Genomic DNA, 24947 nt, shown 5'->3' on the forward strand with positions numbered 1-24947 from the left:
TGCTGTTCACCCTCACCGGTTGGGATCCGCCACCGCGCGTCCGGCTTTCGGACCCGCGTTCGGGGTCGCCGCCGGACTCGCGTTCCGGCACGCCACCCTCCGAGACCGCCTCACCGCGCACCAAACCTGCCCAGGTCCGAGGGAGGTGGGCCTGGGCAGGTCGGGTGGTGGAACCGACTAGCTGGTGACCAGGGTCAGCCGGTAGACCGACAGGATCTCGCCGATCGGCTGGAAGTACGTGGTGCCGCCGGACGAGCAGTTGCCCGACCCGCCCGACGTGACGCCCTGGGCCTGGTTGCCGCTGAGCCACGAACCGCCCGAGTCGCCGGGTTCGGCGCAGGCGTTGGTGCGGGTCAGGTCGGAGACGGTGCCCTGGGGGTAGTTGACCGACTGGTTCTTCGACTGGACCGTGCCGCACTTCCAGCCCGTGGTGGAACCCGAGCGGCAGATGGACGCGCCGACCGCGGACTCCTGGCTGCCCTTGACCGCGACGGTCTGCGAGCCGCTGTAGCGGTTGACGACGCCGCGCGGGGTCCACTGGGCGTTGGTGCGGACCCATGAGTAGTCGTTGCCGGGGAAGGACGAGCCCGCGAAGGTGCCCTGGGCCTGGCGGTTGGAGCCGGTGGTGGAGGCGCCGGTGTTGCCGCAGTGCCCGGCCGAGACGAAGCCGCCCTGGACCGAGAAGCCGATGGAGCAGCGGGAGCCGGAACCGATGTAGTACGCGTCGCCGCCGCGGACGTCGGCGAGGGTGCGGGGGGCCTCGGTGGACTCGACCACCGAGATCGCCGAGCTGATGGTGGACGCGTACTTGGTCGCGGCCTCGGTGGCGCCCTTGGCGGCGGTCAGCGTGACGGTGTTGCGCTGCACGTCGACGTACCAGCCGGTCACGCCCGCGGGGGCGGTACGGGCGTTCAGGGTGTCGGCGACCCGGTCGAGCTCGGCCGCGCTGTGCTTGACCAGGGTGGCGCTGCCGCCCTGGGCGCGCACCGACTCGGCGCGCGCGGCGTCGGTGACGCCGACGACCAGCTTGGCCGACGCGGCGTCGTAGTAGGCGCCGCCGAAGGTGTCGCCGAGCGAACCGCGCAGGCTGGTCTCCAGCTCCGTCGCGGCCTTCTCGCTGCCCAACCGGGCGATGGCGGCGTCACGGGACAGGCCGAGGTCGCGCTCCATCGCGCTCAGCAACTCCGGGGCGACGGCGTCGGCGGCGGCCGGGGCGGGTGCCGCCTCCTGACCGGCCCAGGCGGGCAGGGAGGCCACGGCGGCCGCCGAGGCGGTCAGCAGCGCGGCGACGACGAGTGAGCGTTTCACGAGGTTGTCTCCATCGGTGCTCGATTGCAGGGAAGTGGCCGCGGCACCCATAGGCACCGACGACCGCGATTTCACCGAATCCGCAAAGGGCCCTCACCAGCGACAATCCGGTGATACCGCATAAATAGTGCTCACCTCGACGCGCGCACCACAAGGGGAACTTGTTACCGGATATCCATAATCTGGTAAAAGATCGCCCGCTACGCGCGGAAACCCGACTCACATTCGGCGACACCGCAGCTCGGCACCAGCACCGGCGGCCAACACGAGCGGCTGTTAACTGTGGAAAGGTGATGATTTAACAGTTGCGCGCGCAGCTTTCCGGCGCGGCGCGGACCCTACCAACCTCGGGCGTAAGGTGATTATTCGAAAGCAGGGTCCGCGCCCGCCCCGGGTGGCATAGGCTCCCGGAGCCGATAATGGTAGCGACACCCCACTCGCGGTTTCCGCAGGGGTTTTCCGGTCACCGCGCGCAGCGCCACGACCAGCGGGGAAGGGGTGCCGGGCACCCCTCCCCCAGCACGGTCAGTCCCGCTCGATGACGTGGCCGACGACGTCCGGTCCCGGGTGCGCGGCCCCCGAGCCGTCGCGGCGGGGGTCGGTTTCGGGGAGCTCGACGGCCGAGCCGGACTTGTTCGCCCCGGCCGGGCGCGGGCCGACCCAGGCCAGGATCAGGCCGCCCTCGCCCTTGAGGAAGCGGTGCGCGCGGACGCCGCCGGTCGCGCGGCCCTTCGCCGGGTACTCGATGAACGGGGTGACCTTGACCGTCTGGCCCGTCGACGTGACGACCATGGGCTCGCCGTGGTCGGGGTCGTCCGTGCGCACCGCGCCGAAGAACACCGCCGTCGACGCGCCCGGCAGGGTGATGCCCGCCATGCCGCCGCCCTTGAGGCCCTGGGGGCGGACCAGGCTGACGGAGTACCGCAGGAGAGCGGCCTCGGAGCTGACGAACACCAGCGTCTCCGTGCCGTCGGTCAACCAGGTGGCGCCGATGACCTCGTCGCCGTCCTTGAGCGTGATGACCTCGAACTCGTCCGAGCGGACCGGCCACTCCGGGGCGCACACCTTCACCACGCCCTGCCGCGTGCCCAGCGCCAGGCCCGGCGAGCCCGCGCCGCGCTCGCCCAGCGGCGCGATGCCGATCACCCGCTCGTCCTTCGCCAGCGGCGCCAGCTCGCTCGCCGCCATGCCGCCGCTGAGCGACACCGTGCCGCTCTGCTCGGGCAGCACCGGCAGCGGCAGCACGTCGGTCTTGAAGGCGCGGCCGCGGTTGGTGATCAGCAGGATCTGGCCGCGCGCGGTCGAGTGGACCAGCGCGGCGACCGTGTCGTGCCGGGCCCGGCCCTTGCGCCTGCGGCCCTCGGCCGACTCCTCGGACTCCGCGGCCGTGCGGGCGACCAGGCCGGTCGCCGACAGGATGATCTGGCAGGGGTCGTCGGCGACCTCCAGCGGCCCGGCGGGCTTGGAGGCGGCCAGCACCTCCTTGAGGTCGCCGTCGATCAGCGCGGTGCGGCGCTCGGCGGTGTGGTCCCTGGCGACCTTGGCCAGCTCGTTCGACACGACCCGGCGCAGCACCTTGTCGTCGTCGAGGATCTTCGCCAGCTCGGCGATCTCACCGAGCAGCTTGTCCTGCTCGGCCTCCAGCTCGATCTTGTCGAACCGGGTGAGCCTGCGCAGCGGGGTGTCCAGGATGTAGGTGGCCTGGATCTCCGAGAGCTTGAACCGGCTCATCAGGCCCGACTTCGCGGCGGCGGCGTCGTCACTGCCGCGGATCAGCCGGATGACCTTGTCGATGTCGATCAGCGCCCGCAGCAGGCCCTCGACCAGGTGCAGCCGTTCCTCGCGCTTGCGCTTGCGGTACCGGGTGCGGCGGGTGACGACCTCGTAGCGGTGGTTGAGGAAGACTTCCAGCAGCGCCTTGAGCCCGAGCGTGCGCGGCTGGCCCTCGACGAGCACGAGGTTGTTGATGCCGAAGGACTGCTCCATCGGCGTCAACCGGTACAGGTCGGCCAGCAGCGCCTGCGGGTTGACCCCGACCTTGCACTCGACGACCAGCCGGGTGCCGTTCTCCCGGTCGGTGAGGTCCTTGACGTCGGCGATCCCCGTCAGGCGCTTGGACTTGTTGACCTCTTCGGTGATCTTCTCGATGATCTTCTCGGTGCCGACCTGGTACGGCAGCTCGGTGACCGTGATGGCCTGGCGCCCCCGGCTGCCCTCCAGCGGCCCGATCTCGACCTTGGCCCGCATCCGCACGACGCCGCGGCCGGTCTCGTAGGCCTTGCGCACCTCGTCGAGGCCCAGCAGCATGCCGCCGGTCGGGAGGTCGGGGCCGGGGACGAACTCCATCAGCTTGTCGAGCGTGGCGTCCGGGTGCGAGATCAGGTGCCGCGCGGCGGCGACGACCTCGCCGAGGTTGTGCGGGATCATGTTGGTCGCCATGCCGACGGCGATGCCGGAGGTGCCGTTGACCAGCAGGTTCGGGAACGCGGCGGGCAGAACTGTCGGCTCGAACAGCGACCCGTCGTAGTTCGGCCGGAAGTCGATGGTGTCCTCGCCCAGTTCCCCGACCAGCAGCATCGCCTCGTGGGACATCCGGGCTTCGGTGTTGTGGTTGACGAACCCACCCGCGAGGAACGAGTGGTCATCGGACGCCACCCGCAGCGAGTACACCTCCGCGGGGTCGTCCGCGACGACCTCGGTCACCGACTCGAAGCGGTACCCGGAGTCCATCACCGGCAGGATCGTGGCCAGGACCTCGGGTTCCTCGATCCGGTCGATGATGCGCGAGCGCTCGGTTTCCCAGCGCTCGACCCGGTCGAAGTCGTACTGGGTCAGCCGGTCGAGGGAGTCGCGCACGTAGTTCGCGACGAACGGCACGGAGTCCGAGCCGGGCAGGCGTGGCGAACGCGCGCGCAGGTCTTCGAGCTCGGCCTGCTTGGTCTCGAGGAATCCCACGCGCTCGGCGAACGCGCGCACGTCGCGCGAACCCGAGATCAGCAGGCGGTGCTCGACCACCCCGCTCGCCCCGGCGCGGTCCTGGCGCGTGGCGATCACGCCGAACTCGGCCAGCATCTCCTGCAGCTCACGAGCCAGCCGCGCGCTGCCGGTCGAGCAGTGGACGGTCAGGCCGTCCTCGGTGACCCGCGACCCGCCGTCGCCGTCGAACACGGCCGCGAGGAAGGCGCGCTTGGCCTCCCAGCCACCGGTCCAGACGCACTCCGGGATGAACTCCTCCCCGGCACCGACCACCTGGGCGCCTGCCGCGGGCGCCACCTGCGTCCAGGCGTTGCGCGCGATGCAGACGGTCATCCCCGGGGTCAACTCGTCGAGCCTGCGCCACTGGAAGAGCGGGACACCGGCGGGCGCTTCCAGGCACAGCACCAGGTGGTTCTCGCTGCCGCGCAGCGAGAAACCCGACGTAGTCGACATGCGCAGCGTCGGGTGCACACCGGAGTTGAAGACCCGGTTCACCCGCACCGACTTGCCGTCCTTGTCCAAGACCTCGAAGTCGGCGTCGGCCTCCGAATCCGCGGGGAGGTCGACCAGGTCGGCGATCCGCGGGCTGGAGCCGTCGGGGAGCCGAACCCGGGTCTCGCCCACGACGCAGTAGCGGCTGGCGGCCGGTCCGTCGTCCGGGGAGCCGAAGTTCCCGTGCCCGTCGATGAGCGGGGCGTTCAGCGAGAAGTCCTGGGCCAGCCGGACCATCGCGTCGTAGATGGCCGTGTCGCCGTGGGGGTGGTACTTGCCCATGACGTCGCCGACGACCCGGGAGGACTTCACGTAGGCCGACGTCGGCCGGTGGCCCTGCTCGTGCATCGAGTACAGGATCCGCCGGTGGACCGGCTTGAGGCCGTCCCGGGCGTCGGGGAGCGCGCGGGAGTGGATGACCGAGTAGGCGTACTCCAGGTACGAGTCCTCGATCTCGGTCTTGAGCGAGTTGTCGAAGACCTGGGCGCCCGGCTGGTCGAACGCGGCGGGGTCGACCTTGGTCGAGGGGGCCTTGCGGCGGGCCATTGCTCAGCGCTCTCTCTCGTGGCGGCTTCGATGACTCAGGCGTCGATGGCCGACTGGTCCACCCGGGCGGCGGACTCGACCAGCCAGTTGCGGCGGGGCTCGACCTTCTCCCCCATCAGCAGCTCCAGCGCGGTCTCGGCGGCCTCGACGTCGTCGAGGGTGATCCGGCGGACCGAGCGGGTGGCCGGGTTCATGGTGGTCTCCCACAGCTCGTCCGCGTCCATCTCGCCGAGGCCCTTGAACCGCGGCACGGGCGTGACGACCTGCTTGCCCGCCTTCTCCAGCCGGGCGAGGGTGGTCTCCATCTCGCGCTGGGTGAAGGTGAAGATGGTCTCGGCACCGCGGCCCTTGGTGGTGATCTTGTGCAGCGGCGGCATCGCGGCGTAGAGCCTGCCGTCGGTGATCACGGGGCGCATGTACTTGGCGAACAGGGTGATCAGCAGGGTCCGGATGTGCGAGCCGTCGACGTCGGCGTCGGCCATCAGGATGACCCGGCCGTAGCGCATCGCGGGCAGGTCGAAGGTGCGGCCGGTGCCCGCGCCGAGCACTTGGACGATGGCGGCGATCTCGGCGTTGCGCAGGGTGTCGGCCAGGCTGGCCTTCTGCACGTTGAGGATCTTGCCGCGCAGCGGCAGCAGGGCCTGGTACTCCGACACCCTGGCCATCCGCGCCGAGCCGAGCGCGCTGTCGCCCTCGACCAGGAACAGCTCGCTGCGGGCCAGGCCCGTGGTGCGGCAGTCGACGAGCTTGGCGGGCATGGCCGCGCCCTCCAGCGCGGTCTTGCGCCGGGCGGCGTCCTTCTGCTGCTTCTGCGCGATCCGCACCCGGCCCGCGTCGACGATCTTCTGCAGCACGACCTTGGCCTCGGCCTTGGTGCGCCGGTCCTCGGTCCACTCGCGCAGCTTGCGCTCGACCACGCCCTGGATGACCTTGGTGATGCCCGCGGTGGACAGCTCGTCCTTGGTCTGGGAGGTGAACTGCGGCTCGGGGATGCGCACGTGCACGACCGCGGTCATGCCCTCGAGCACGTCGTCGAGCGTCGGCGGGTCCTCCTTGGGCTTGAGCAGGCCGCGGGTCTTGGTGATCGCCTCCTGCAGCGCCCGCACGGCGGCCCGCTCGTAGCCGCGGCGGTGGGTGCCGCCGTGCATGTTGCGGATCGTGTTGGTGAAGCACTCGACGGTGCGCTCGTAGCCGGTGCCCCAGCGCAGGGCGACCTCGACCTCGGCGCGGCGCTCCACCTTGGACCGCATGACGCCGTTCTCGTCGGCCGCGTTCTCCTGGTAGGTGCCCTCGCCGGTGATCAGAATGGTGCCCGAGACCGGCTTCTCGCTCGACGGCGCCAGGTAGTCGACCATGTCGACCAGGCCGTTAGGGAAGTGGAAGGTCTCGGTGTCGAACTTGTCCGGATCGTCCGCGCGGGGCACGCGCAGCGCGTAGGTGACGCCGGGGACCAGGAAGGCGGTGTTGCGCATCTTCGACCGCACCGCGTCGACGTCGAGGGCGGCGCCGTTCTCGAAGTAGCGGGCGTCGTACCAGTAGCGGATCGAGGTGCCGGTGGACTCGTTGCGGCGGGTCTTGCCGACGACGTCCAACCCGGACTGGCGGGTGAACGGGGCCTTGGGGCCGTCGCCGTCGAAGACGCCGGGGGCGCCGTGCGCGAACGACATCCGGTGGACCTTGCCGTCGCGCTTGACGGTGATGTCGAAGCGGTGGGACAGGGCGTTGACCGCGGACGCGCCGACGCCGTGCAGGCCGCCGGAGGTCTTGTAGCCGGAGCCGCCGAACTTGCCGCCCGCGTGCAGCCGGGTGAGCACCAGCTCCACACCGGACAACCCGGACTTGGCGTGCACGCCGGTCGGGATGCCGCGCCCGTCGTCGTCGACCTGCACGCTGCCGTCGGGGTGCAGGGTGACCTCGACCCTGGTCGCGTGGCCCGCGACGCCCTCGTCGGTGGAGTTGTCGACGATCTCGGAGAACAGGTGGTTGATGCCCCGGCTGTCGGTGGAGCCGATGTACATGCCGGGCCGCTTGCGCACGGCCTCCAGACCCTCCAGATGCGTCAGGTCGTCGGCCCCGTAGAGGGTCTCGGCAGTCACTGGGTCGCTCTCCTGGATTCTGGTCCGTGGTGCTGGTCGAACAGGTGTCCCAAGGTACCGGAGGGTATCCGGCCGACCCGACGGCCAGGCGTAAGCGCGCCGGTGCGGGTCGGGATCGCGCCCGCCGCGGGCGCCCGCGGGGCGAATAGTCGGATTCGATGGTGGGCATTGGTCCAGTCCGGGCGGCCCGGTCCGCCGATGCGACCGAACGGTCGCCACCGGGAGGCCGGTTGGCGGTCCACAGCGGCCCCACTGGTGATGACATGCGCCGTACGGTCCATTGACCGGGGCTTGAAACATTGGCAACGATATGTGAATTTACCGCCGCGCGGCCGGTAGTCGTCGTCTTGACGGGTGATCGAGGCCGCGTTTATGGTCTAGACCACAGCAACACCAGTTTCACCCTCCGGCGTCCGGGTCCGGCCGTACGCCCGACGGGAGGCGAGCGTCCCCTTGCTCCCCGTTTCCCCCCTGCGCCGGTCGCTAGCCGCGACCGGCGGAAACGCCGTCCACACAAGTGGAGGAGCACTGAATATGAAGCACACGCGCAAGATCGCCGCGGCAGCGGCCGGGGTCGGCATCGCACCCCTGCTCATGGTCGCCCTGCCCGCGGGCCCCGCGTCCGCGCACGGGTACATCAGCTCCCCGCCCAGCCGCCAGGCCAACTGCGCGGCGGGCAAGGTCAGCAACTGCGGCCAGATCATCTACGAGCCCCAGAGCGTCGAGGGCCCCAAGGGCCTCAAGAGCTGCAACGGTGGACTGTCCCAGTTCGCCCAGCTCAACGACGACTCGAAGGCGTGGCCCGCGGCCTCGGTCGGCAACTCGGTGGACTTCACCTGGACGCTGACCGCCCGGCACGCGACCACCACCTGGGAGTACTTCGTCGGTGGCGAGCGCATCGCCGTCTTCAACGACGGTGGCAAGCAGCCGGGTGCGACCAAGACGCACAACGTGAACCTGGGTGGCCGCAGCGGCCGCATCAAGCTGCTCGCGGTGTGGAACATCGCCGACACCGCGATGGCGTTCTACAGCTGCGTCGACCTGCAGGTCGGCGGCGGTGGCCCCACCACCCCGCCCACCACGCCGCCGACGACCACGACGCCGCCGACGACGACCACCCCGCCCACCACCACCACGCCCCCGACCACCACCACGCCGCCGCAGACCGGCACGTGGGCCGCGGGCACGAGCTACGCCACGGGCGCGACCGTGACCTACAACGGCGGCAGCTACCGCTGCCTCCAGGGCCACACCGCGATCGCGGGCTGGGAGCCCAGCACCACGCCCGCCCTCTGGGCCAAGGCGTAACCAGTGGCAACCCGGCCCGGGTCTCGGCGGGCCCGGGCCGGGTCCCCTCATGAGGAGGCACGCATGAGACGTCCGCTGGTAGCCGTCGCCGCCTGCGTCACCCTGCTGGTCGCGGGGTGCGGCAGCGACAGCCACGCCGGACACGCTGATCCTGCGGGCCACGCCGGTCATGGCGCCGCCACCACGTCGAGTTCCCCCGCGTCGCCGTCGGCCCAGGCTCCGGCAGGTGGCGCGGCGAGCGCGAGCGCGGCGGCGGCGCCTGCCGTCGGCGGTGACTGGAACCTCGCCGACGTGATGTTCCTGCAGATGGCGATCGCCAACCACAAGCGCGGCATCGAGCTGGTTCAGTTGGCCGACAAGCACCAGGTGCGCGCCGACGTGCGCAACCTGGCCGACGCCATCCGGCTGACCCAGGAGCAGGAGGTGAGCCAGATGAGCAAGTGGCTCACCGACTGGAAGCAGCCCGTGGAGGTCAGCGGCGACCCCAGCGCGCACGCCCACCACGGCGGCATGCCGCTCACCGACCCCCAGACGATCGCCGAACTGGACGCCCAGCCGGACGGCCAGTTCGAGAAGCAGTTCGTGACGATCCTGACGGGCCACCAGCACAACGCGGTGGAGTTCGCCCTGACGGAGAAGAAGGACGGCGCGAACGCCGACGTGAAGGCGTTCGCCGACAAGGTCGTGAAGTCCCGGACGGCGCAGATCCAGCAGCTGCTGAACTTCTCGCAGTAGTCCGGTCCAGGATCAGCGGTGCCCCTGTTCTGTCGAACAGGGGCACCGCTGTCATTTCCGAGCTGTCACATCCGGTTGAGCGCGATCACGCCATTCCCCGGCCACCGGCGGAACCGGGCCCGGGAGCAGGACCGGTCCGTCCGGCTGAGCGCGGGCGAGGCCGGGAATCAGGCGGTGATCTGGTCGTAGGTCGGGAAGTTGTGGGCGATGGAGTTCTCCACGAAGTCCGCCACCCAGCCGTCGTCGTCGTGGAAGAAGCGGATTGACACGTAGTCCGGGCGGGTGCCCATGTCGAACCAGTGCGTCGTCTTCGCCGGGACGCTCAGCAGGTCGCCTTCGGTGCACAGCACGGCGTGGACCTTGCCGTCGATGTGCAGGTAGAAGATTCCCGAACCCCGCGCGAAGAACCGGTCCTCGTCATCGTCGTGGGTGTGTTCCGAGAGGAACTTGGCGCGGGCGGTCGCGGCCTTCGAACGCCATTCCGCGGAATCCTCCGGCGTCATCGTGACCGCGTCGACGAAGGTGTAGCCCTCGCGGTCGTTCACCTCGTCCACCCGCGCCTGGTAGGCCGCGATCACCTCGTCCGAGGTCGGGTTCGGGGGCAGGTCGACGACCGGCCACCGCGAGAAGCGGACGCCGAGGGCGCCCAGGGTCGCGGTGATCTCCTCCACATCGGACGTGCGGGTCAGCTCCACCCCGGGGTCGTCGTCGGCCCAGATGGTCAGCAGGGTCATCACCGGCCTCCTTCGATCGCGGTCTTGAAGCGCAGCAGCCACTCCAGGCACTCGGCCCGCCACCGCGCCTCGAGCAGGTCGTCCCCCCACACGTACACCCCGTGCCGGGCGACCACCAGTGCGGGGGTCGCCGGGTCGTACCCGGCCTCGAACGCGTCCCCCAGCACACCCATGTCCTGCGAGTTCGGCACGACCGGGACCCGCACGAGGTCGTCGTGGGCGGCGCGGCCGAAGCCCTTCAGCATCTCCAGGTCGCGCAGTTCGATGCCGTCGGGCCAGCGCTCAGCGGCGACCACGGGGGCCAGCACGTGCAGGTGGACCACCGCGCCCGCACCCGCGACGCGGGCGATGCGCGCGTGCAGGCCCGCCTCGGCGGACGGGCGCAGCCGCTGGCCGGGCAGTGCCTCCCCGGCCTCGTCGACCTCGACGACGTCGTGCGCGGTCAGCTCGCCCTTGTCCAGGCCGCTGGCCGTCACCGCGAGCCGCAGGGGGTCTCGGCCCAGGGTGACCGACAGGTTGCCCGACGTGCCGCGCATCCAGCCCAGGTCCGTGTAGCGGGCGGCCTCGGCGGCGAGGGCTCGGCCCACGGTGACCAGCGCGGTCATCCGGGCACGACGCGGAACTCGTCGAAGGACTTGGCGACCCGGTGCGCGCCGAAGTCGGCCGACGCGTACGGCTCGCCGTCGCGGGCCAGGCCGACGGTCTGCCAGCCCGCCTCGGCGGCGGCGTCGAGTTCGGCGGGGACGTCGGACAGGAACACGATCCGGGACGGCACCGGTCCGCCGATGCCCTCCGCGATGGCCGCGTACGACGCGGACTCGCGCTTCGGGCCCGCGTTGACGGTGTCGAAGTGGTGGCGGAACAGCCTGGTCAGGTCGCCCTCGGTGGTCGTGGAGAACGACGCGATCTGGCCCGCGACCGAACCCGACGAGAACACGGCCAGCTTGAGGCCCGCGGCGTCCCAGGCCCGCAGCGCGGGCACCACGTCCGGGAAGTACTCGGAGACCAGGTCGCCGCGCGCGTAACCGTCCTGCCAGATCAGGCCCTGCAGGTCCTTGAGCGGCGCGGCCTTGCGGTCGGCGGACATCCACCCGTGCAGCACGGCGACGACGTCGGCGGTGGTCGCCGAGTCGGGCAGCCCGGCCTCGGCCTTGGTGCGGGCCACGGCCGAGCGCACGGTCGGGTCGTCGGGGTGGGCATCGATCCACGGACCGAGTCGGGGCCGGGCGTAGTCGTAGAGGACGACGTGGACACCGGCGGTCGGCATCAGGGTGCCCTCGATGTCCAGGACGACCCAGTGGGCGGACAGCGTGTCGGTCACGGTTGCTCTCTCCGGTTGTAGACGGCCGAGTGGTAAGCGGCCAGGGCGTCGGGGGCGAAGGGCCCGCGGTCGGTGACGACGGTGCGCACGAAGCGCGGCGGCGTGACGTCGAAGGCCGGGTAGAAGCCGCGCACCCTGGCGCTGGCGGTGCGCGCACCCAGCGTGTGCTTGACCTCCTCGCCGTCGCGGTGCTCGATCGGCACGTCCGCCGCGGTCCGCGCGGCCAGGTCCGGGGCCTGCACCTGCGCCAGGAACGGCACGCCGAACGCGTGCGCGGCGACCGCCAGGCCCAGCGTGCCGACCTTGTTGACCACGTGCCCGTCCATGGTGACGCGGTCGGCGGCGGTCAGCAGGACGTCGACCATCCCCGCCGACAGCACGGACGCGCCCATGCCGTCGGTGATGAGCGTGGTGTCGACGCCCATCTCGGCGAGGGTCTCCGCGGTCAGCCGGGCCCCTTGCAGGTAGGGGCGGGTCTCGGTGCAGACGAAGGAGACGTCCTTGCCCGCCCGCTGGACGGCCGCGACGGTCTCGATGAGGTACGCGTCGGCCCAGCAGTGGGTGAGGACGCGGGCGCCGTCGGGCAGCAGGGCGGCGCTGTGCTCGCCGAGCGCGCGGCTGTCGGCGCGGTAGCGCGCGTCGCCCGCCTCGGCGCCCCGGGTCGCGGCGGCCACCAGGTCGTCGCCCGAGTCGACCTCGGCGAGGACGGCGGCGACCGCCTTGCGCAGGTGGTTGTTGGTGGGCCTGCTCGCGATGAGCCGGTCGCCCGCGGTGCCGAGCGCGGCGCGGGCCGCGGCGGCGGGCAGGTGGGCGTGCGCGCGGGCGGCGAGGACCATGGCGTAGAGGGCCGCGTAGTAGGGGCCGGAGGACTGGGTGACCATGTCCTCGATGGCGACCGCGACCTCCTCGGCGGTGGCGCAGCGCACCCAGACCCGCTCGAACGGGAACCGGCGCCGGTCGAGGATGATCACGGCGTCCTCGGTGAGGCGGACGCTGCGGTCGAGGGTCGGGGACATCAGCTGTACCCGCTGGGGGCGGGGAACTCGCCGGTGAGCAGGTGCCTGCCGACCTCGGTGGCCTTGTAGACGGCCGGGTCGTGCAGGGTGAGCGTGCGGGCGTTGCGCCAGAACCGGTCGAGGCCGTACCGGGCGGCGGTGGCGCGGGCGCCAGTCAGCTCGAACACCCGGCTGCCGATCTCGGTGGCCAGTTCGCTCGACACGACCTTGGCGGCGGAGATCCGCACGGACGTCTCGCCGCGCCGCTCGGCGCCGAGGTCCGGGTCGGCCGCCGCGGCCTCGAACGCGCGGGCCGCGGCGTCGACGAGGAGTTCGGCGGCGTCGAGGCGGGCGGTGAGGGTGCCGTACGCGGCGAGGGTGTGCGGGTCGTCGGCGGCGCGCTCGACACCGGAGGCGGGCCAGGCGCGGGAGACGTCGCGGGTGTAGCGGGCGGCCTCGGCGAGCGCGCCACGACCGACGGCCACCAGCACGCGGCTCAGGACGAGCTGGAACCCGAGCGCGGCAAGGGAATCGCGGTTGGCGCGGGGCTCGCCGGGCGCAGGCTGGGCGCCGAGCACGGCGGACTCGGGGACGTGGACGTCGGTGAACTCGACGCCGCCGCTGGCGGAGAGGCGCTGGCCCAGGTTGTCCCAGTCGCCGAGGTACCGGATGCCCGGCGCGGCGGCGTCGAGGGTGAAGGTGAGCTTGCGGCCACTCGCCTCGTGGTGACCGCTGACCACGAGCCGGTCGGCGACGCTGGCGCCGGTGGCGAAGAACTTGCGCCCGTTGACCAGGTAGCCGCCGTCGTGAGTGGACAGCACGAGCGCGTCGTCGCGGGGGTTGGCGACACCGGCCCAGAACCAGCCGTGCGCGGCCGTCGCCCGGTTGGCGGCGGTGGTGGCGTCGGGGCGGTCGAAGAGGGTGGTGCGCCAGACGTGGAGGTAGTGGTAGCCGAGCAGGTGCCCGACCGACGCGTCGGCGGCGGCGACCTCGGCGAGGACGGCGTGCGCGGTGGTCCAGTCCGCGCCGTGCCCGCCGTCGGCAGTGGGGATCATGAGGGGCAGCAGGCCGGACTCGCGGAGCAGGGCGACCTCGGCCACGGGCTCGGCGCCCTTGGCCTCCCGCTCGACCGCGTCGGCGGCCAACCGGGCGGCGACGTCCCGCGCGACCGCCACCCACCGCTGTCGGTCCGCCACGCCTTCGCTGCCAGTTGTCACCAAGGCAGTATGCCGGGCGACGAAGGGGGAACCGGCATGTGGGATGGGGGAAGGACGGTGTGACCCGAGTTGTATGGCGGTGGGATCTCGCCATGCCGCGCCACACGCGAGATCGCGCCGGTTTCCGGGCTGACCGGACTCGCGGACCCGAGGGGGATCCGGTTCCAGGGCCGCCGCGGGGCCGTGGCACAACTCCCTAGCCGGTCAGGGCCAGGTCCGCGCCGCGGTCGCGCCACCAGGAGTCGTACGCCGTGCTGCAACCCTGGCGGCGGCGGTAGAAGGCGAGGACCTGTTCGTTGATCTCCTCGATGTGCGCGGCCACCGAGGTGCCCTGGCGGTAGAACAGCCGGAGTTCCTGGTGCATCGGCATGTCCTCGATCGGGCGGATCACGATCGACCCCGGGTGGTCCCGGCTGGTCGCCAGGGCCGGACCGACCGCCAGGCCCGCGGACACCAGTTCCAGCATCGTGGCCAGGCACTGGGTGCTGTGCGGTTGGTCGAACACGACGCCGTTCTCGTGTGCCACCTGGGTGACGAAGGTCGACCAGCGCGTCGTGCCCGGCGCGTCGTCGATCCACGGGTGTTCGGCGACGTCGGCCAGCTTGAGGCGCGCCTGCCCGGCTAGCGGGTGGTCGTGCGCCAAGGCCACGAACACGGGCTCCGCCGGGTGCACGAGCACGCTGGAAACCCCTGGGGGCACGGTGATCCCGGCCAACGGCGGCCGGTACACCAGCGCCAGGTCCAGCGCCCCGATCGCGACCTTGTCGACGCTGATCCGCTCGTCGATGTCCTCCTGCACGCTCACCCCGGAGCACCACGACTGCTCCCGCAGCCACCGGCACACCACGACGTGCAGGAAACCGCAGTAGCCGCCGACCCGCAGGGGGTCGGACGGCAGGCCGCGCCTGGACCACTCCCCCACGCGCTCGGCGATGGCGGACATGCCGCTGAGCACGACGCGGGCCTCGGTGAGCACCTCGGCGCCCAGCGGGGTGGGCAGGCAGCCGTACTCGGCGCGGAAGAAGAGCCTGCCGCCGACGGTGCGTTCGATGCGTTGCAGCAGACCGGAAAGCGCGGGCTGGGACATGCCGAGCCTGCGCGCGGCCTGGGTCAGGCTGCCGGTGTCGTCGATCGCGGCCAGCGCGCGCAGGTGGCGGATCTCTAGCTCCACGGGGTCCTCCATCCCCGCCGGACCGCGAGCGACCGGCGGTTCAGCGACGGTACCTCCGGTGCGCGCGCGCTGGGAAGGGGCCCGCGGTCCGCGGGCCCCTCCGGTCGGTGAGAGGTCGACTAGGGGGTCTTGGCCTCCAGCGTGTACGCGCCCGAGCCGCGGTAGGCGTTGATCCGCCAGCGGTAGCGGCCCGCCGTGCCGGTGTAGTCGACCTTCTCGGTGGCACTCGGCCCGGCGCTGGTGGCGACGGTGCTCCACCGGGTGCCGGACTGCTTCTCCAGGTACAGGTCGAAGTCGCTGCCGGACGGGCCCGCCAGGCACGCGGTGTGCTTGCCCGCGGCGGCCTGGTACGAGCCGGTGGCGCGCGGTTCGTAGACCGTGCCGCCCTGGTTCACCGAGCCGGTGGTGGCGGTGCCGCACTGGCCGCCCGGCGGCTCACCGGGGCCGTCGGAGGTCAGCAGCGTGACGTTGTACCTGCTCAGGATCTCCGGCACCGGCTGGAAGTACGTCGTCGCCGCGCCGCCCTTGCAGTCGCCGGACCCGCCGGAGGTCACGCCCTGGGCCTGCTGGCCGGAGATCGCCGAGCCGCCGGAGTCGCCGGGTTCGGCGCACGCGGTGGTCTCGATGGCCTCGTAGACCTTGCCGACCTGCGAGCCGTAGTCGACGGTGGCGTTGCGGTAGCGGATGGTGCCGCAGTGCCAGCCGGTGGTGCCGCCGGAGCGGCAGATCGACGCGCCGACCGGGGCCTCCTGCGCGCCCGCCACGGCCACCCGGCCGCCGCTGTAGTCGTTGACCGCGCCGATCGGCGTCTCGCCCGCGCTGGTGCGGATGAACGCCATGTCGTCGACCGGGAAGGTGGAGCCGTCGAACCGGCCGCCCGGCTGGGTGGTGGTCTCGCCGACCTTGCCGCAGTGCCCGGCGGAGATGAAGCCGCCCTGCACGGAGAAGCCGACCGAGCAGCCGTACTTGCTGGTCCAGTACCGGTTGCCGCCGACGACGTCGATCAGCGGACGCGCGCGTTCGGTGCTCGACTCGTACCGCACGGCGGACTGGTCGACCCCGGCCGCGCTCACCCAGGCCCGGGCCTTGGACTCGGCACCGGGCGCGTGCTTGACCACGACCGCGTTGCGCTCCTGGTCGACCCGCCAGCCCGGCAGCGCGGGCGCGCCCGCGGCGGCGGCGTCGAGGCGGGTCTTGGCGGCGTCGAGGGCGGCGGCCGACCGGGCGAGCAGCCGCGGCTCGGCACCGACCGCGCGGACCTCGGCGAAGGCGGACGCGCTGGTCACGCCGACGACGAGCCCGCCGCGCGCGGCGTCGAACCAGGTGCCCGCCAGGTCGCCGCCGAGGGTGGCGCGGACCTGGTGGTCGGCCTTGGTGGCGGTCCGCTCGGCGTCGAGCCGGGCGACCGCCTGGGCCGGTGCGAGGCCGAGGTCGCGGGACAGCGCGGTGAGCACGGCGGGGGCGGCCGCCAGTGGTGCCGCGACGGGTTGCGCGGGTTGCGCGGCGTTGGCGGTCGTCAGGCCGACGACCGTGATCGGGACAGCCAAGACCACCGCGATCAGCGGTGATGTCCGTGGTCTGCGCATGGCTGGGTGACTCCTCGGTGCAGGGTTCGGGGGGCTCGCCCCGACCGCCGGGGACGCGGCGGTGAACCAACGGTAAATGCGGCGTGAGCAGGGCAGACAGATCACAGATCCCCATAACGATTCCCAGCTCCACGCCCTGACACGTTCGGAGTAGGCGGACGCACCCGGTGCGGCCGGCGGAGATCATCCGCACTAGCCTGTTCAGGTATGGCGGGTGTGGAGGAGCTGCGTTCGTGGGTCGCGGTGGCGACTCAGCGGACCCAGGGCGCGGTCGCGGCGGTCGCGCAGGCGTCGTTGCAGCTCGAGGAGGCGCGGACCGCGCTCGTGGCCGCGGGCTCCGCGATCGGCACGGGGTCGGCCGAGCTGGACCGCTCGTCCGGGTTGCTCGACGAGGCCCGGGCGTCGCTGGCCGAGGCCCAGCGCGCCGCCATGGCCGCCGTCTCCACCGCCGAGGCGTACGCGGCCCGCCGTTGACACGCGGTGCGGGCGCGCCGGGTAGCGGGACGCGCGCACGGGTAGCCCGTCCGCGGGTAGCCACTGTCACGAGGAGAAACCCCGATGCTGGGTAGGCGGGAGCGCAGGGATCGCGCGACCGAGGCGTTCAACCGGCTGCGCACCGTGTTGAACCGGGCGTTGGGCGCGGCGGCGGGGGCGCGGGAGCGGGCCGAGGTCCGCAAGCGGCAGCTGGAGTTCGAGCGCGAGGTCCAGCGGGTCGGGCTGGGCGCCGCCGCGCTGGACCCGGAGCTGGCGGAGAAGCTGGCCGACCCGGCGTTCGCGCAGGTGTGGGCCCGGATCAACGCCGAGCGCGACGAGAGCTACGTCGAGTGGCGGGCCGAGGGCCTGGGCGCGGTGCGGGAGCTGGTCGCGGCCGAGGCGTGGGGTCCGGCGGGGGCGCACTGGGAGCACTGGCTGGGCGCGATCGGGCAGGACCCCGGGGTGCGCTCGCCGCGGCTGTGGCGGATCGGGTCGGCGCAGGTCGAGCACGCGTCGCCTGCGGACGGGTTCCCGCTGGCGGTGCCGTTGTTGGACCAGGGGAACCTGCGGTTGAACTCGGTGCCGGAGGCGCGCGCCGCGGTGGACTCCATCGTGGAGACGCTGCTGCTGCGGCTGCTGAGCACGTTCACCCCGGGTCTGGTGCGGCTGCACCTGTGGGACATCGGGCACCTGACCGGTCCGCTGCCGAACCTGCACCCGCTCACCGCGGGCGGGCTGCTGGTCGTGCACGACCCGACCCGGCTCGACGACCTGCTGGGCCTGCTGGCCGGGCACATCCGGAAGGTGCACGCGAACGCGTTGCGCGCCTCGGGCCGCACGACGCTGCGGGAGGCCTGCGAGGTGGCCGGGCGGCGGGTGGAGCCGTGGCGGGTCGCGGTGCTGTTCGGCAACGGCGAGCGGCTGGCCGACGAGCAGTACCGGGAGCTGAACCGGGTCGCCCGCACGGGACCGGACGCGGGGGTGCACCTGATCCTGGTGGACATGCCGGTGTCCGCGAGCAGTCCACTGGAGACGGTGAGCTTCACCGACGCCGAGCGGGCGACGGCGAGCATCACCGGCCCGGGCATCGTGGTGCGGGCCGACCCGCCGATGCCGCCGGGGATCGTCAGCCGGGCCGCCGCGGCGATCCGCGACGACGTGGTGGTGCGCCGGGGCAGGCCGCGCTCGTTCGTCGACCTGCTGCCGGACGAGCTGGGCCGGGGCAGCTCCCGCGAGGAGCTGCGCACGGTCATCGGGTTCGACGAGGGCGAGCCGGTGGAGGTGGTGCTGGGCGACGCGACCCCGCACGCGCTGGTCGCCGGGCCGAGCGGGTCGGGCAAGACGAACTTCCTCTACGCCATGCTCGGTGGCTTCGCCGCCCGGTACCCGCCGGACGAGCTGGAGCTGTACCTGTTGGACTTCAAGGAAGGCGTGTCGTTCGCGGGTCTGACCCCGGGCCGCAAGGACCCGAGTTGGCTGCCGCAGGCGCGGCTGGTCGGGGTGAACGTCAACACCGACCGCGAGTTCGGGTTGGCGCTGCTGCGGTACCTGACCCGTGAGCTGGCGCGGCGCGCGGAGGCGGCGAAGCGGCAGGAGGTCACCAAGCTGGCCGAGCTGCGCGACGCGGAGCCGGAGGCGCGGTGGCCGCGGATCGTCGCGGTGATCGACGAGTTCCAGGCGCTGTTCGGCAGCCGCGACCAGATCACCCAGCAGGCCGCGGCGCTGCTGGAGGACGTGGCCAGGCGCGGCCGGTCCCAGGGCATCCACCTGGTGCTGGCCAGCCAGGACATCGCCGGGATCGAGGCGTTCTGGGGCAAGCCCGCGGTGTACGACCAGTGCACGCTGCGGATCGCGATGCCCAAGGCGAAGCGGGTGCTGACCGACGACAACTACGCGCCGGTGAGCCTGCCCCGCTGGCACGCGGTGATCAACCACGATTCCGGTGTGCCGCACGGCAACGAGGTCGCGCACGTACCGGACGCGTCGAGCCGGGGCACCTTCGACGAGTTGCAGCAGCGGCTGTGGCGGGAGCAGGCGGGGGCGGTGCCGCGGCTGTTCGACGGCGCGCACCAGCCGGACCTGGCGTCGGCGCCGGAGTTCGCGCACCCGTCGGGTCCCCTGCTGGGTCAGGTGATCGCGGTCGAGGACAGCGCGGCGACGCTGCGGGTGGAGCCCGCGCCGGGCCGGAACCTGGCGGTGCTGGGCACGGCGCAGAACGACGCTTTGTCCATTTTGGACAGCCTGGCGCTGTCGCTGGGCAAGATCCACCGGGGCGAGAACTGCGAGTTCCACCTGTGGTGCGCGGTCGCTTCGCTGAACGAGCACGTCGCGCTGGTCCAGCACGCGCTGGAGGACATGGGGCACCGGGTGCACCCCCGGTTCGACAGCGTGATCCCGGACTTCCCCGACAACGGCGTGCCGCAGTTCGTGTTCTTCTACGCGGTGGACGCGGCGCACCCGGTGTTGGAGGTCAAGGAGGGTTTCGGCCCCAGCGGCCTGGACCGGCTGCGGGCGCTGCTGAAGAACGGGCCCGCCAACCACGTGCACACCTTCGGCTGGTGGCGCGGGGTCGGCAGGCTCAAGGACACCCTGGGCTTCGCGGGCACCGACGACGTCGGCGCCTGGGTGGCGCTCGACGTCCAAGGCGCCGAACTGAACGCGTTGGCGGCCGGGCAGATCGTGGACTGGTCACCGCGCCCGCACCGGGCGATCTTCTTCGACCGGTCCACGCACAGCAGACCGGACGTGCTGATCCCCTTCGACACCACCACCGCGCTGCACCCGGAGGAGTCGTGACCGATCCCGCCGCCCGCTACCGCGAACTGCTGGACACCGCGCACCGCGCCGCCCGCAAGCACACCGACCACGAACGGCGGCGGCTGATCGACTTGGTCGCCGAGATCCACGCCACCGATAAGGAGATCCACGCCGCGACCGAGGCGGAGGCCCAGGTCGTCGGCGAGATCAACGGCTGGTGGCGGCAGGTGGTGAACTCGGTGGAAGGCCAGAGCTGGCTGGTGACCACCCCCCGCCCGGCCCCGGACACCACCGCGCGACCGGAGAGCCTGCGGGAGTACCTGGCCCAGATCGAACCGGCCACCAAGGCGTTCCGGACCGCGTTGCGGAAAGCGATGTGGCCCCGGCGGCCGTAATGGGGATTTCACCCGTAGCGGTATTTCTTCTCCCGGTTAACGAGTTGCGCCAACCGTACAATTGATCGGTTGCGCACTTCTGCCGTGGGGGAAATCTCAACCGTGAACCAGCCCGTCCTCGAACCCGAGATACGCGCCGAGCGCGACTACATGGACCTGTGCCGGGTCACCCTCACCGCGATGCGCGAGGAGGTCGCGGCGATGCTGGCGACCGGCGCGGGCGAGGGCGACGCGGTCGTCGACAAGTACCTCAACAACGCGCTGCGCGAGGTCCGGGTGCGCGCGCTCGAGGAGTTGGCCGACCTCGACGACGTGCCGCTGTTCTTCGGGCGCCTCGACTTCCCGCCGGGCGAGGTCCACGACGGCGACGTGGTCCGCGCCGCGGGCTCGCCGACCCACCCGCCGGACCGGGACCTCGTCTACATCGGACGGCGCGGTGTCCGCGACGACGACGGCGAGCCGCTGGTCATCGACTGGCGCGCGGCCGTGTCGCGGGCGTTCTACGAGGCGGCCCACCAGGACCCGATGGGCGTGCGGGTCCGGCGCCGCTACGGGTTCGACACCAGGGGCCTGGTGACCGCCTACGAGGACGAGGCGCTCACCCCGCGGGCAGCGGCGGGCGGGGACGGCCTGCTGGCCGCCGAGATCGAGCGCCCGCGCAAGGGCCCGATGCGCGACATCGTCGCCACCATCCAGCCCGAGCAGATGCGCTTGGTGCGCGCGCCCCTGGGGGACACGGTGTGCGTGCAGGGGGCGCCGGGAACGGGCAAGACGGCGGTGGGGCTGCACAGGTTGGCGTACCTGCTCTACGCCGAGCGGGACCGGTTGCGCCGGGACGGCGGGGTCGCGGTCATCGGGCCGAACCGGGCGTTCCTGTCCTACATCCGCAACGTGCTGCCCGCGCTGGGCGAGGTGGAGGTCGCGCAGACGACGATCGAGGAGGTCACCGGGGCGCGGCTCGCGGTCGGCCGGGTGGACGAGCCCGACGCCGCCCGGGTCAAGGGGGACGCGCGGATGGCCGAGGTCGTCCGCCGGTACCTGCGGTCGCGGATCCGGCGGCCGGTCGACGGGGTGGAGGTCAAGCGGCAGAACCGGGTGTGGCGGGTGCCGGTGGAGTACTTCGCCGCCGAACTCGACGCCGTGCTCGCCCGGGACCTCGACTACGGCCCGGGCCGCGACCTGCTGGCCAAGCGGCTGGCGCTGCGCGTGCTGCGGCGGATGGAGTTGTCCGGTATCGGCTCCTCGTCGGTGGAGGCGCTGGCCCGCGACCGCGGCATCGACCGGGCCCTGCGCGCCGTGTGGCCCGCCGTCAACGCCGCGCGGGTCGTGTTCGACCTGCTCACCGACGCGGCCGTGCTGGCGGAGGCGGCGGACGGGGTCCTGTCCCCCGACGAGCAACAGGTCGTCCTGCGCACCCCCAAGCCCAGGTCGGTGAAGGCGATGACGTGGAGCAGCCTGGACCTGGCGCTGCTCGACGAGGTCGCGGGCAGGCTCGCCCGACCGGCCCGGCTGGGGCACGTCGTGGTCGACGAGGCCCAGGACCTGAGCCCCATGCACCTGCGCGCGATCGCCCGCAGGCTGGCGGGTTCCTGCACCGTGCTCGGCGACCTGGCCCAGGCGACGAGCCCGGCGGCGGTGTCGGACTGGGCGGCCGTGCTCACCCACCTCGATCGCGCGGACGGGCGGATCGCCGAGCTGACCCGCGGCTACCGCGTCCCGGCCCAGATCATCGACTTCGCCGCCCGCCTGCTGCCGCGCATCGCCCCGGACCTGCGCGGCCCGGCGTCCTTCCGCAGCAGGCCGGGTGCGCTGAACCTCGAGGAGACCACCCCCGAGAAGCTCGCCGCGACCATCTCCGCGACCTGTGCGACGGCCCTGGTCGAGGAGGGGTCCGTCGCCCTCATCGCGGCCGACGCCGACCTCCCCGCCATCGCCGAGGCCTTGGCGGACGGCGGGTTCCGCTACGTCGTGCTCGGCGACGACGCCGACCCGGAGGCCGAACGCCTGGCACTCGTGCCGGTGACCCTGGCCAAGGGCCTCGAGTTCGACACCGTCCTGGTCGTCGAGCCGTCCCGCATCGCCACCGCGGAACAGCGCGGCCTCCAGCGCCTCTACGTGGCCCTGACCCGCGCGGTGACCACCCTGCACGTCATCCACGCCGACCCGCTGCCGGAGGCGCTGCGGTTCTAGAGCCAGTCCTTGCGGCGGAACATGGCGTAGAGGCCGCCGCCGATGGCGATGATGGCGGCGGTGGAGGCCCAGAAGCCCCAGGGCTGGTCGTAGCCGGGGTAGGGGACGTTCTGGCCGTAGAAGCCGGTGATGGCGGTGGGGATCGCGATCACCGCGGCCCAGCCGGTGACCTTCTTCATGATCATGTTGAGCTGGTTGCTCTGGATGTTGAGCTGGGTCTCGCGCAGCGCGGTGATGTGGTCGCGCAGGGACTCGGTCCACTCGGCGGCGTGGGCGACGTGGTCGCGGATGTCGCCGAAGTAGGGCTGCAGCTCGGCGTCGACCAGGTTCTTGTCGCGCGGCAGCTCGGTCATGATGTCGCGCATCGGCAGCACGACCCGGCGCAGGCCCGCGAGGGCGCGGCGCACCCGGACGGAGTGCCGCTGGAGTTCGCGGACGTCGGGGCGCTCCTCGAAGACCACGCCCTCCAGATCCTCGATCAGCTCGTCGAGCCGCGAGGTGGCCTCCAGGTGGCCGTCGACCACGATGTCGAGCACCGCGTGCAGCAGCACCCCGACCCGGTCGCAGGGCAGCGCGGAGGCGTCCCAGCGGCGGGTCACGGCGGCCATGTCGAAGCCGTCGCGCACGGTGACCAGGGTGTTCGGGGTGACGAACATCGACAACTCGTGGCACTCGAGGGTGCCGTCGGCGGCCACGGACACCCCGTAGACCGAGACGAACTGGTGGGTGCGGTAGTGGTCGAGCTTGGGCCGCTGGTGGCGCTCCTGGCTGTCCTCCAGCGCCAGCTCGTGCAGGCCGAGCTCGCGGCCGACGACCTCCAGCGCCTTGTCGTCGGAGATGTCGACCCAGGCGACCCCGCCGCCCGCCAGCCGCTCCGCCAGCTGGTCGAGCGGGAAGTCCTCCTCGACGGAGCCGTCCCGGTACAGCCGCGTCCGACTCACGCCGACCGCCTCAGCAACACCGCGTACAGGGTCAACCCCGGGCCGAACGCCATCGCCACCACCAGCTCTCCCGGCCGCGCGGACAGTTCGCGCAGCACCAGCAACACCGTCGCCGACGAGCAGTTCCCGCGCTCGGCGAGCACCCCTCGCGAGGCGGCCAGCGCCGCGGGCGGCAGGCCCAGTCCGGCGGCCACAGTGTCCAGCACGCGCGGCCCGCCGGGGTGCACCGCCCAGCCCGCCACGCCGTCGACGTCGGCGCCGTGCCGGGCCAGCATCTTCTCCACGACCGGGCGCACCGCCACCGCCAGCACGTCCGGCACCCGCGCGGACAGGCCCATCCGGAAGCCGTGGTCGGTGATCCGCCAGGTCATCAGGTCGCGGGTGTCGGTGTCGGTGTGCGACACGACGTCGAGGACCTCCCAGCCGGGCGCGTCGGGGTGCACCACGGCCGCCGCCGCGGCGTCACCGAACAGCGCGTGCGCCACCACCTGCTCGGGGTCGCGGTCGGGTGGCTGGATGTGCAACGACGTCAGCTCGACGCACACGAGCGCGGCGGGCAGGCCGCGCGCGGTGGCGAAGTCGGACACCGCGCCCAGGCCGGGCAGCGCGGCGTAGCAGCCCATGTGGCCGATGGCGAGCCGTTGCGCGTCGGCGGCCAGGCCGAGGTCGGCGGCGAGGCCGATGTCGAGGCCGGGGGTGCCGTAGCCGGTGCAGGACACGACCGCGACGAGCCCGAGGTCGCCGGGGGCGAGGTTCGCGTCGTCGAGCGCCTCGCGCAGGGCCGCCCGGGCCAGCGGTGGGGCCTCCCGGTCGAACCGGGCCATCCGCTGCGCGGTGGACCACCCGGCGACACCCTCCGCGAACGGGTCCACGACGGTGTGTCGCGAGCGGACACCGGACCCGGCGAACACCCGCCGGGCGAAGCCGCTGTCGCCGAAGTGCGCGCGGAAACCGCGCTCCCACAGGGCTTCCTGGTCCACCGACCGGGGCAGTGCCGTGCCGAGCCCGGTCACCGCGGCCATCGGGCCTCCTTCGTGCCGGTCCCCTGGAACAGGACCGCGGTCGTCGGGACGGGCCGCAGGCGCACGTCCCGGCGCAGGCCCAGCGCCCAGCCGAGCAGGTCGGCCGCCGACGGGCGGATACCCCGCAGCCGCAGGCGCACACCTCGCCGGGCGCACTCGCGCACCAGCAGCGCCCGGTCCACCAGCAGACCGGGCTCGTGCACGCCGCGCGGCACGCCGGGCAGCCGTTCGGCCACCGTGATCGCCAGGAACCGGCACAGCGCGGTGTTCGCCAATGTATCGATCACCAGGAGGCCGCCCGGGCGCAAGAGTCCACAGGCTTGTTCCACGGCGCGGGGTAGGTCCGGGACGTGTTCGAGGATTTCTCCCGCCACCACTACGTCCGCGCATTCGGGCCGTAGTGGCACACGCAGTACATCGGCCCTGACCGCGTGGACACCGTGCTCGGACGCTAAGCGTGGTCCGGTTAGGGATAGATCGATACCTATGTGTAGGTAGCCTTTTCGCGCTATGTGCGGCGCGAGAAGGCCCCCGCCGCAACCGAGGTCCACGAGCACCGCGCCTCGACGTGGCGCGGGTGGGACGAGCCGCGCGCGGGCGGCGGCGAGCCAGTGCAGCATGGCGAATGGCCCCCTGGGCTGCCACCACCGGTCGGCCAGGTCGTCGTAGATCGCGGTCACGCA

The 24947-nt window shown here is 72.4% G+C and carries 19 protein-coding genes; 6 read left to right on the forward strand and 13 right to left on the reverse strand.

Translation table 11 applies throughout. The features are described 5' to 3' along the window. Positions 1-177: 177 nt before the first annotated feature. From CLV40_RS19140 to CLV40_RS19150, 3 genes are all read right to left on the reverse strand, one after another. Positions 178-1308, reverse strand: coding sequence for a S1 family peptidase (locus tag CLV40_RS19140; protein WP_245931386.1), 1131 nt, complete (start codon positions 1306-1308; stop codon positions 178-180). 525 nt (positions 1309-1833) lie between these two features. Further along, the gene (locus tag CLV40_RS19145) at positions 1834-5322 is read right to left on the reverse strand and encodes a DNA gyrase subunit A (protein WP_104480328.1); all 3489 of its coding nucleotides are present in this window, start codon (positions 5320-5322) and stop codon (positions 1834-1836) included. A gap of 35 nt (positions 5323-5357) precedes the next feature. Further along, positions 5358-7418: a DNA gyrase/topoisomerase IV subunit B gene (locus CLV40_RS19150; RefSeq protein ID WP_104480329.1), complete on the reverse strand. Its 2061-nt coding sequence runs from the start codon at positions 7416-7418 to the stop codon at positions 5358-5360. A gap of 534 nt (positions 7419-7952) precedes the next feature. On the opposite strand from CLV40_RS19150, the gene CLV40_RS19155 reads away from it, so the two are divergent. Then, entirely contained in the window at positions 7953-8726 is a 774-nt protein-coding gene (locus CLV40_RS19155) for a lytic polysaccharide monooxygenase (protein WP_104480330.1), read from the forward strand. Positions 8727-8789: 63 nt separating this feature from the next. After that, a complete protein-coding gene (locus CLV40_RS19160) occupies positions 8790-9461 on the forward strand; it encodes a DUF305 domain-containing protein (protein WP_104480331.1) in 672 nt (223 codons plus the stop codon). A 167-nt stretch (positions 9462-9628) separates the two neighbouring features. On the opposite strand, the gene CLV40_RS19165 is transcribed toward CLV40_RS19160, so the two are convergent. The 7 genes from CLV40_RS19165 to CLV40_RS19195 form a co-directional block, all read right to left on the reverse strand. Further along, positions 9629-10195 (reverse strand): 1,2-dihydroxy-3-keto-5-methylthiopentene dioxygenase, encoded by a 567-nt coding sequence (locus tag CLV40_RS19165; RefSeq protein ID WP_104480332.1) that lies wholly within the window; start codon positions 10193-10195, stop codon positions 9629-9631. Next, entirely contained in the window at positions 10195-10800 is a 606-nt protein-coding gene (gene mtnB / locus CLV40_RS19170; RefSeq protein ID WP_104480333.1) for a methylthioribulose 1-phosphate dehydratase, read from the reverse strand. Before mtnB ends, CLV40_RS19165 begins: the two co-directional genes overlap by 1 nt. After that, positions 10797-11516: an acireductone synthase gene (mtnC, locus tag CLV40_RS19175; RefSeq protein ID WP_104480334.1), complete on the reverse strand. Its 720-nt coding sequence runs from the start codon at positions 11514-11516 to the stop codon at positions 10797-10799. The genes mtnB and mtnC overlap by 4 nt, the downstream gene beginning before the upstream one ends. Then, positions 11513-12532 (reverse strand): s-methyl-5-thioribose-1-phosphate isomerase, encoded by a 1020-nt coding sequence (locus CLV40_RS19180; protein WP_104480335.1) that lies wholly within the window; start codon positions 12530-12532, stop codon positions 11513-11515. The genes mtnC and CLV40_RS19180 overlap by 4 nt, the downstream gene beginning before the upstream one ends. Beyond that, positions 12532-13728: an acyl-CoA dehydrogenase family protein gene (locus tag CLV40_RS19185; RefSeq protein WP_245931387.1), complete on the reverse strand. Its 1197-nt coding sequence runs from the start codon at positions 13726-13728 to the stop codon at positions 12532-12534. Before CLV40_RS19185 ends, CLV40_RS19180 begins: the two co-directional genes overlap by 1 nt. A gap of 196 nt (positions 13729-13924) precedes the next feature. Next, entirely contained in the window at positions 13925-14899 is a 975-nt protein-coding gene (locus tag CLV40_RS19190; RefSeq protein WP_104480514.1) for a LysR family transcriptional regulator, read from the reverse strand. 119 nt (positions 14900-15018) lie between these two features. Beyond that, complete coding sequence (locus CLV40_RS19195) at positions 15019-16485, reverse strand: S1 family peptidase (RefSeq protein ID WP_104480337.1); 1467 nt, start codon at positions 16483-16485, stop codon at positions 15019-15021. A gap of 207 nt (positions 16486-16692) precedes the next feature. Between CLV40_RS19195 and CLV40_RS19200 the strand changes: the two genes are divergently transcribed. The 4 genes from CLV40_RS19200 to CLV40_RS19215 all read left to right on the forward strand — a co-directional run bounded on the left by CLV40_RS19200 (position 16693) and on the right by CLV40_RS19215 (position 22301). Further along, on the forward strand, positions 16693-16959 hold the full coding sequence (locus CLV40_RS19200; RefSeq protein ID WP_104480338.1) for a hypothetical protein: 267 nt from the start codon (positions 16693-16695) through the stop codon (positions 16957-16959). An 84-nt stretch (positions 16960-17043) separates the two neighbouring features. After that, positions 17044-19755 (forward strand): FtsK/SpoIIIE domain-containing protein, encoded by a 2712-nt coding sequence (locus CLV40_RS19205; protein ID WP_245931388.1) that lies wholly within the window; start codon positions 17044-17046, stop codon positions 19753-19755. Further along, positions 19752-20111 carry a hypothetical protein gene (locus tag CLV40_RS19210; RefSeq protein WP_104480339.1) on the forward strand — a complete coding sequence of 120 codons (360 nt, stop codon included), beginning with the start codon at positions 19752-19754 and terminating at the stop codon, positions 20109-20111. The genes CLV40_RS19205 and CLV40_RS19210 overlap by 4 nt, the downstream gene beginning before the upstream one ends. 102 nt (positions 20112-20213) lie before the next feature. After that, the gene (locus CLV40_RS19215; RefSeq protein ID WP_245931389.1) at positions 20214-22301 is read left to right on the forward strand and encodes a HelD family protein; all 2088 of its coding nucleotides are present in this window, start codon (positions 20214-20216) and stop codon (positions 22299-22301) included. On the opposite strand, the gene CLV40_RS19220 is transcribed toward CLV40_RS19215, so the two are convergent. Genes CLV40_RS19220 through CLV40_RS19230 form a run of 3 tightly spaced genes read right to left on the reverse strand, consistent with a single transcriptional unit; the run spans position 22298 to position 24884 of the window. Beyond that, on the reverse strand, positions 22298-23242 hold the full coding sequence (locus CLV40_RS19220; protein ID WP_104480340.1) for a magnesium transporter CorA family protein: 945 nt from the start codon (positions 23240-23242) through the stop codon (positions 22298-22300). The two genes, CLV40_RS19215 and CLV40_RS19220, sit on opposite strands and share 4 nt — an antisense overlap. Further along, positions 23239-24264, reverse strand: a complete 1026-nt coding sequence (locus CLV40_RS19225; RefSeq protein WP_104480341.1) for a type III polyketide synthase — start codon at positions 24262-24264, stop codon at positions 23239-23241. Before CLV40_RS19225 ends, CLV40_RS19220 begins: the two co-directional genes overlap by 4 nt. Continuing rightward, on the reverse strand, positions 24252-24884 hold the full coding sequence (locus CLV40_RS19230; protein WP_104480517.1) for a class I SAM-dependent methyltransferase: 633 nt from the start codon (positions 24882-24884) through the stop codon (positions 24252-24254). The genes CLV40_RS19225 and CLV40_RS19230 overlap by 13 nt, the downstream gene beginning before the upstream one ends. Positions 24885-24947: the final 63 nt, after the last annotated feature.

Origin of the sequence: Actinokineospora auranticolor, assembly GCF_002934265.1 — a bacterium.
GTDB lineage: Bacteria > Actinomycetota > Actinomycetes > Mycobacteriales > Pseudonocardiaceae > Actinokineospora > Actinokineospora auranticolor.

Excerpts from the sequence above, each read along its gene's own strand:
- CLV40_RS19195 (WP_104480337.1), bottom strand. The coding sequence starts at position 16,485 with ATGCGCAGACCACGGACATCACCGCTGATCGCGGTGGTCTTGGCTGTC.
- CLV40_RS19155 (WP_104480330.1), top strand. The coding sequence starts at position 7,953 with ATGAAGCACACGCGCAAGATCGCCGCGGCAGCGGCCGGGGTCGGCATC.
- CLV40_RS19230 (WP_104480517.1), bottom strand. The coding sequence starts at position 24,884 with ATGCTGCACTGGCTCGCCGCCGCCCGCGCGCGGCTCGTCCCACCCGCG.
- CLV40_RS19225 (WP_104480341.1), bottom strand. The coding sequence starts at position 24,264 with ATGGCCGCGGTGACCGGGCTCGGCACGGCACTGCCCCGGTCGGTGGAC.
- CLV40_RS19145 (WP_104480328.1), bottom strand. The coding sequence starts at position 5,322 with ATGGCCCGCCGCAAGGCCCCCTCGACCAAGGTCGACCCCGCCGCGTTC.
- CLV40_RS19165 (WP_104480332.1), bottom strand. The coding sequence starts at position 10,195 with ATGACCCTGCTGACCATCTGGGCCGACGACGACCCCGGGGTGGAGCTG.
- CLV40_RS19180 (WP_104480335.1), bottom strand. The coding sequence starts at position 12,532 with ATGTCCCCGACCCTCGACCGCAGCGTCCGCCTCACCGAGGACGCCGTG.
- CLV40_RS19200 (WP_104480338.1), top strand. The coding sequence starts at position 16,693 with ATGGCGGGTGTGGAGGAGCTGCGTTCGTGGGTCGCGGTGGCGACTCAG.
- CLV40_RS19205 (WP_245931388.1), top strand. The coding sequence starts at position 17,044 with ATGCTGGGTAGGCGGGAGCGCAGGGATCGCGCGACCGAGGCGTTCAAC.
- mtnB (WP_104480333.1), bottom strand. The coding sequence starts at position 10,800 with ATGACCGCGCTGGTCACCGTGGGCCGAGCCCTCGCCGCCGAGGCCGCC.
- CLV40_RS19160 (WP_104480331.1), top strand. The coding sequence starts at position 8,790 with ATGAGACGTCCGCTGGTAGCCGTCGCCGCCTGCGTCACCCTGCTGGTC.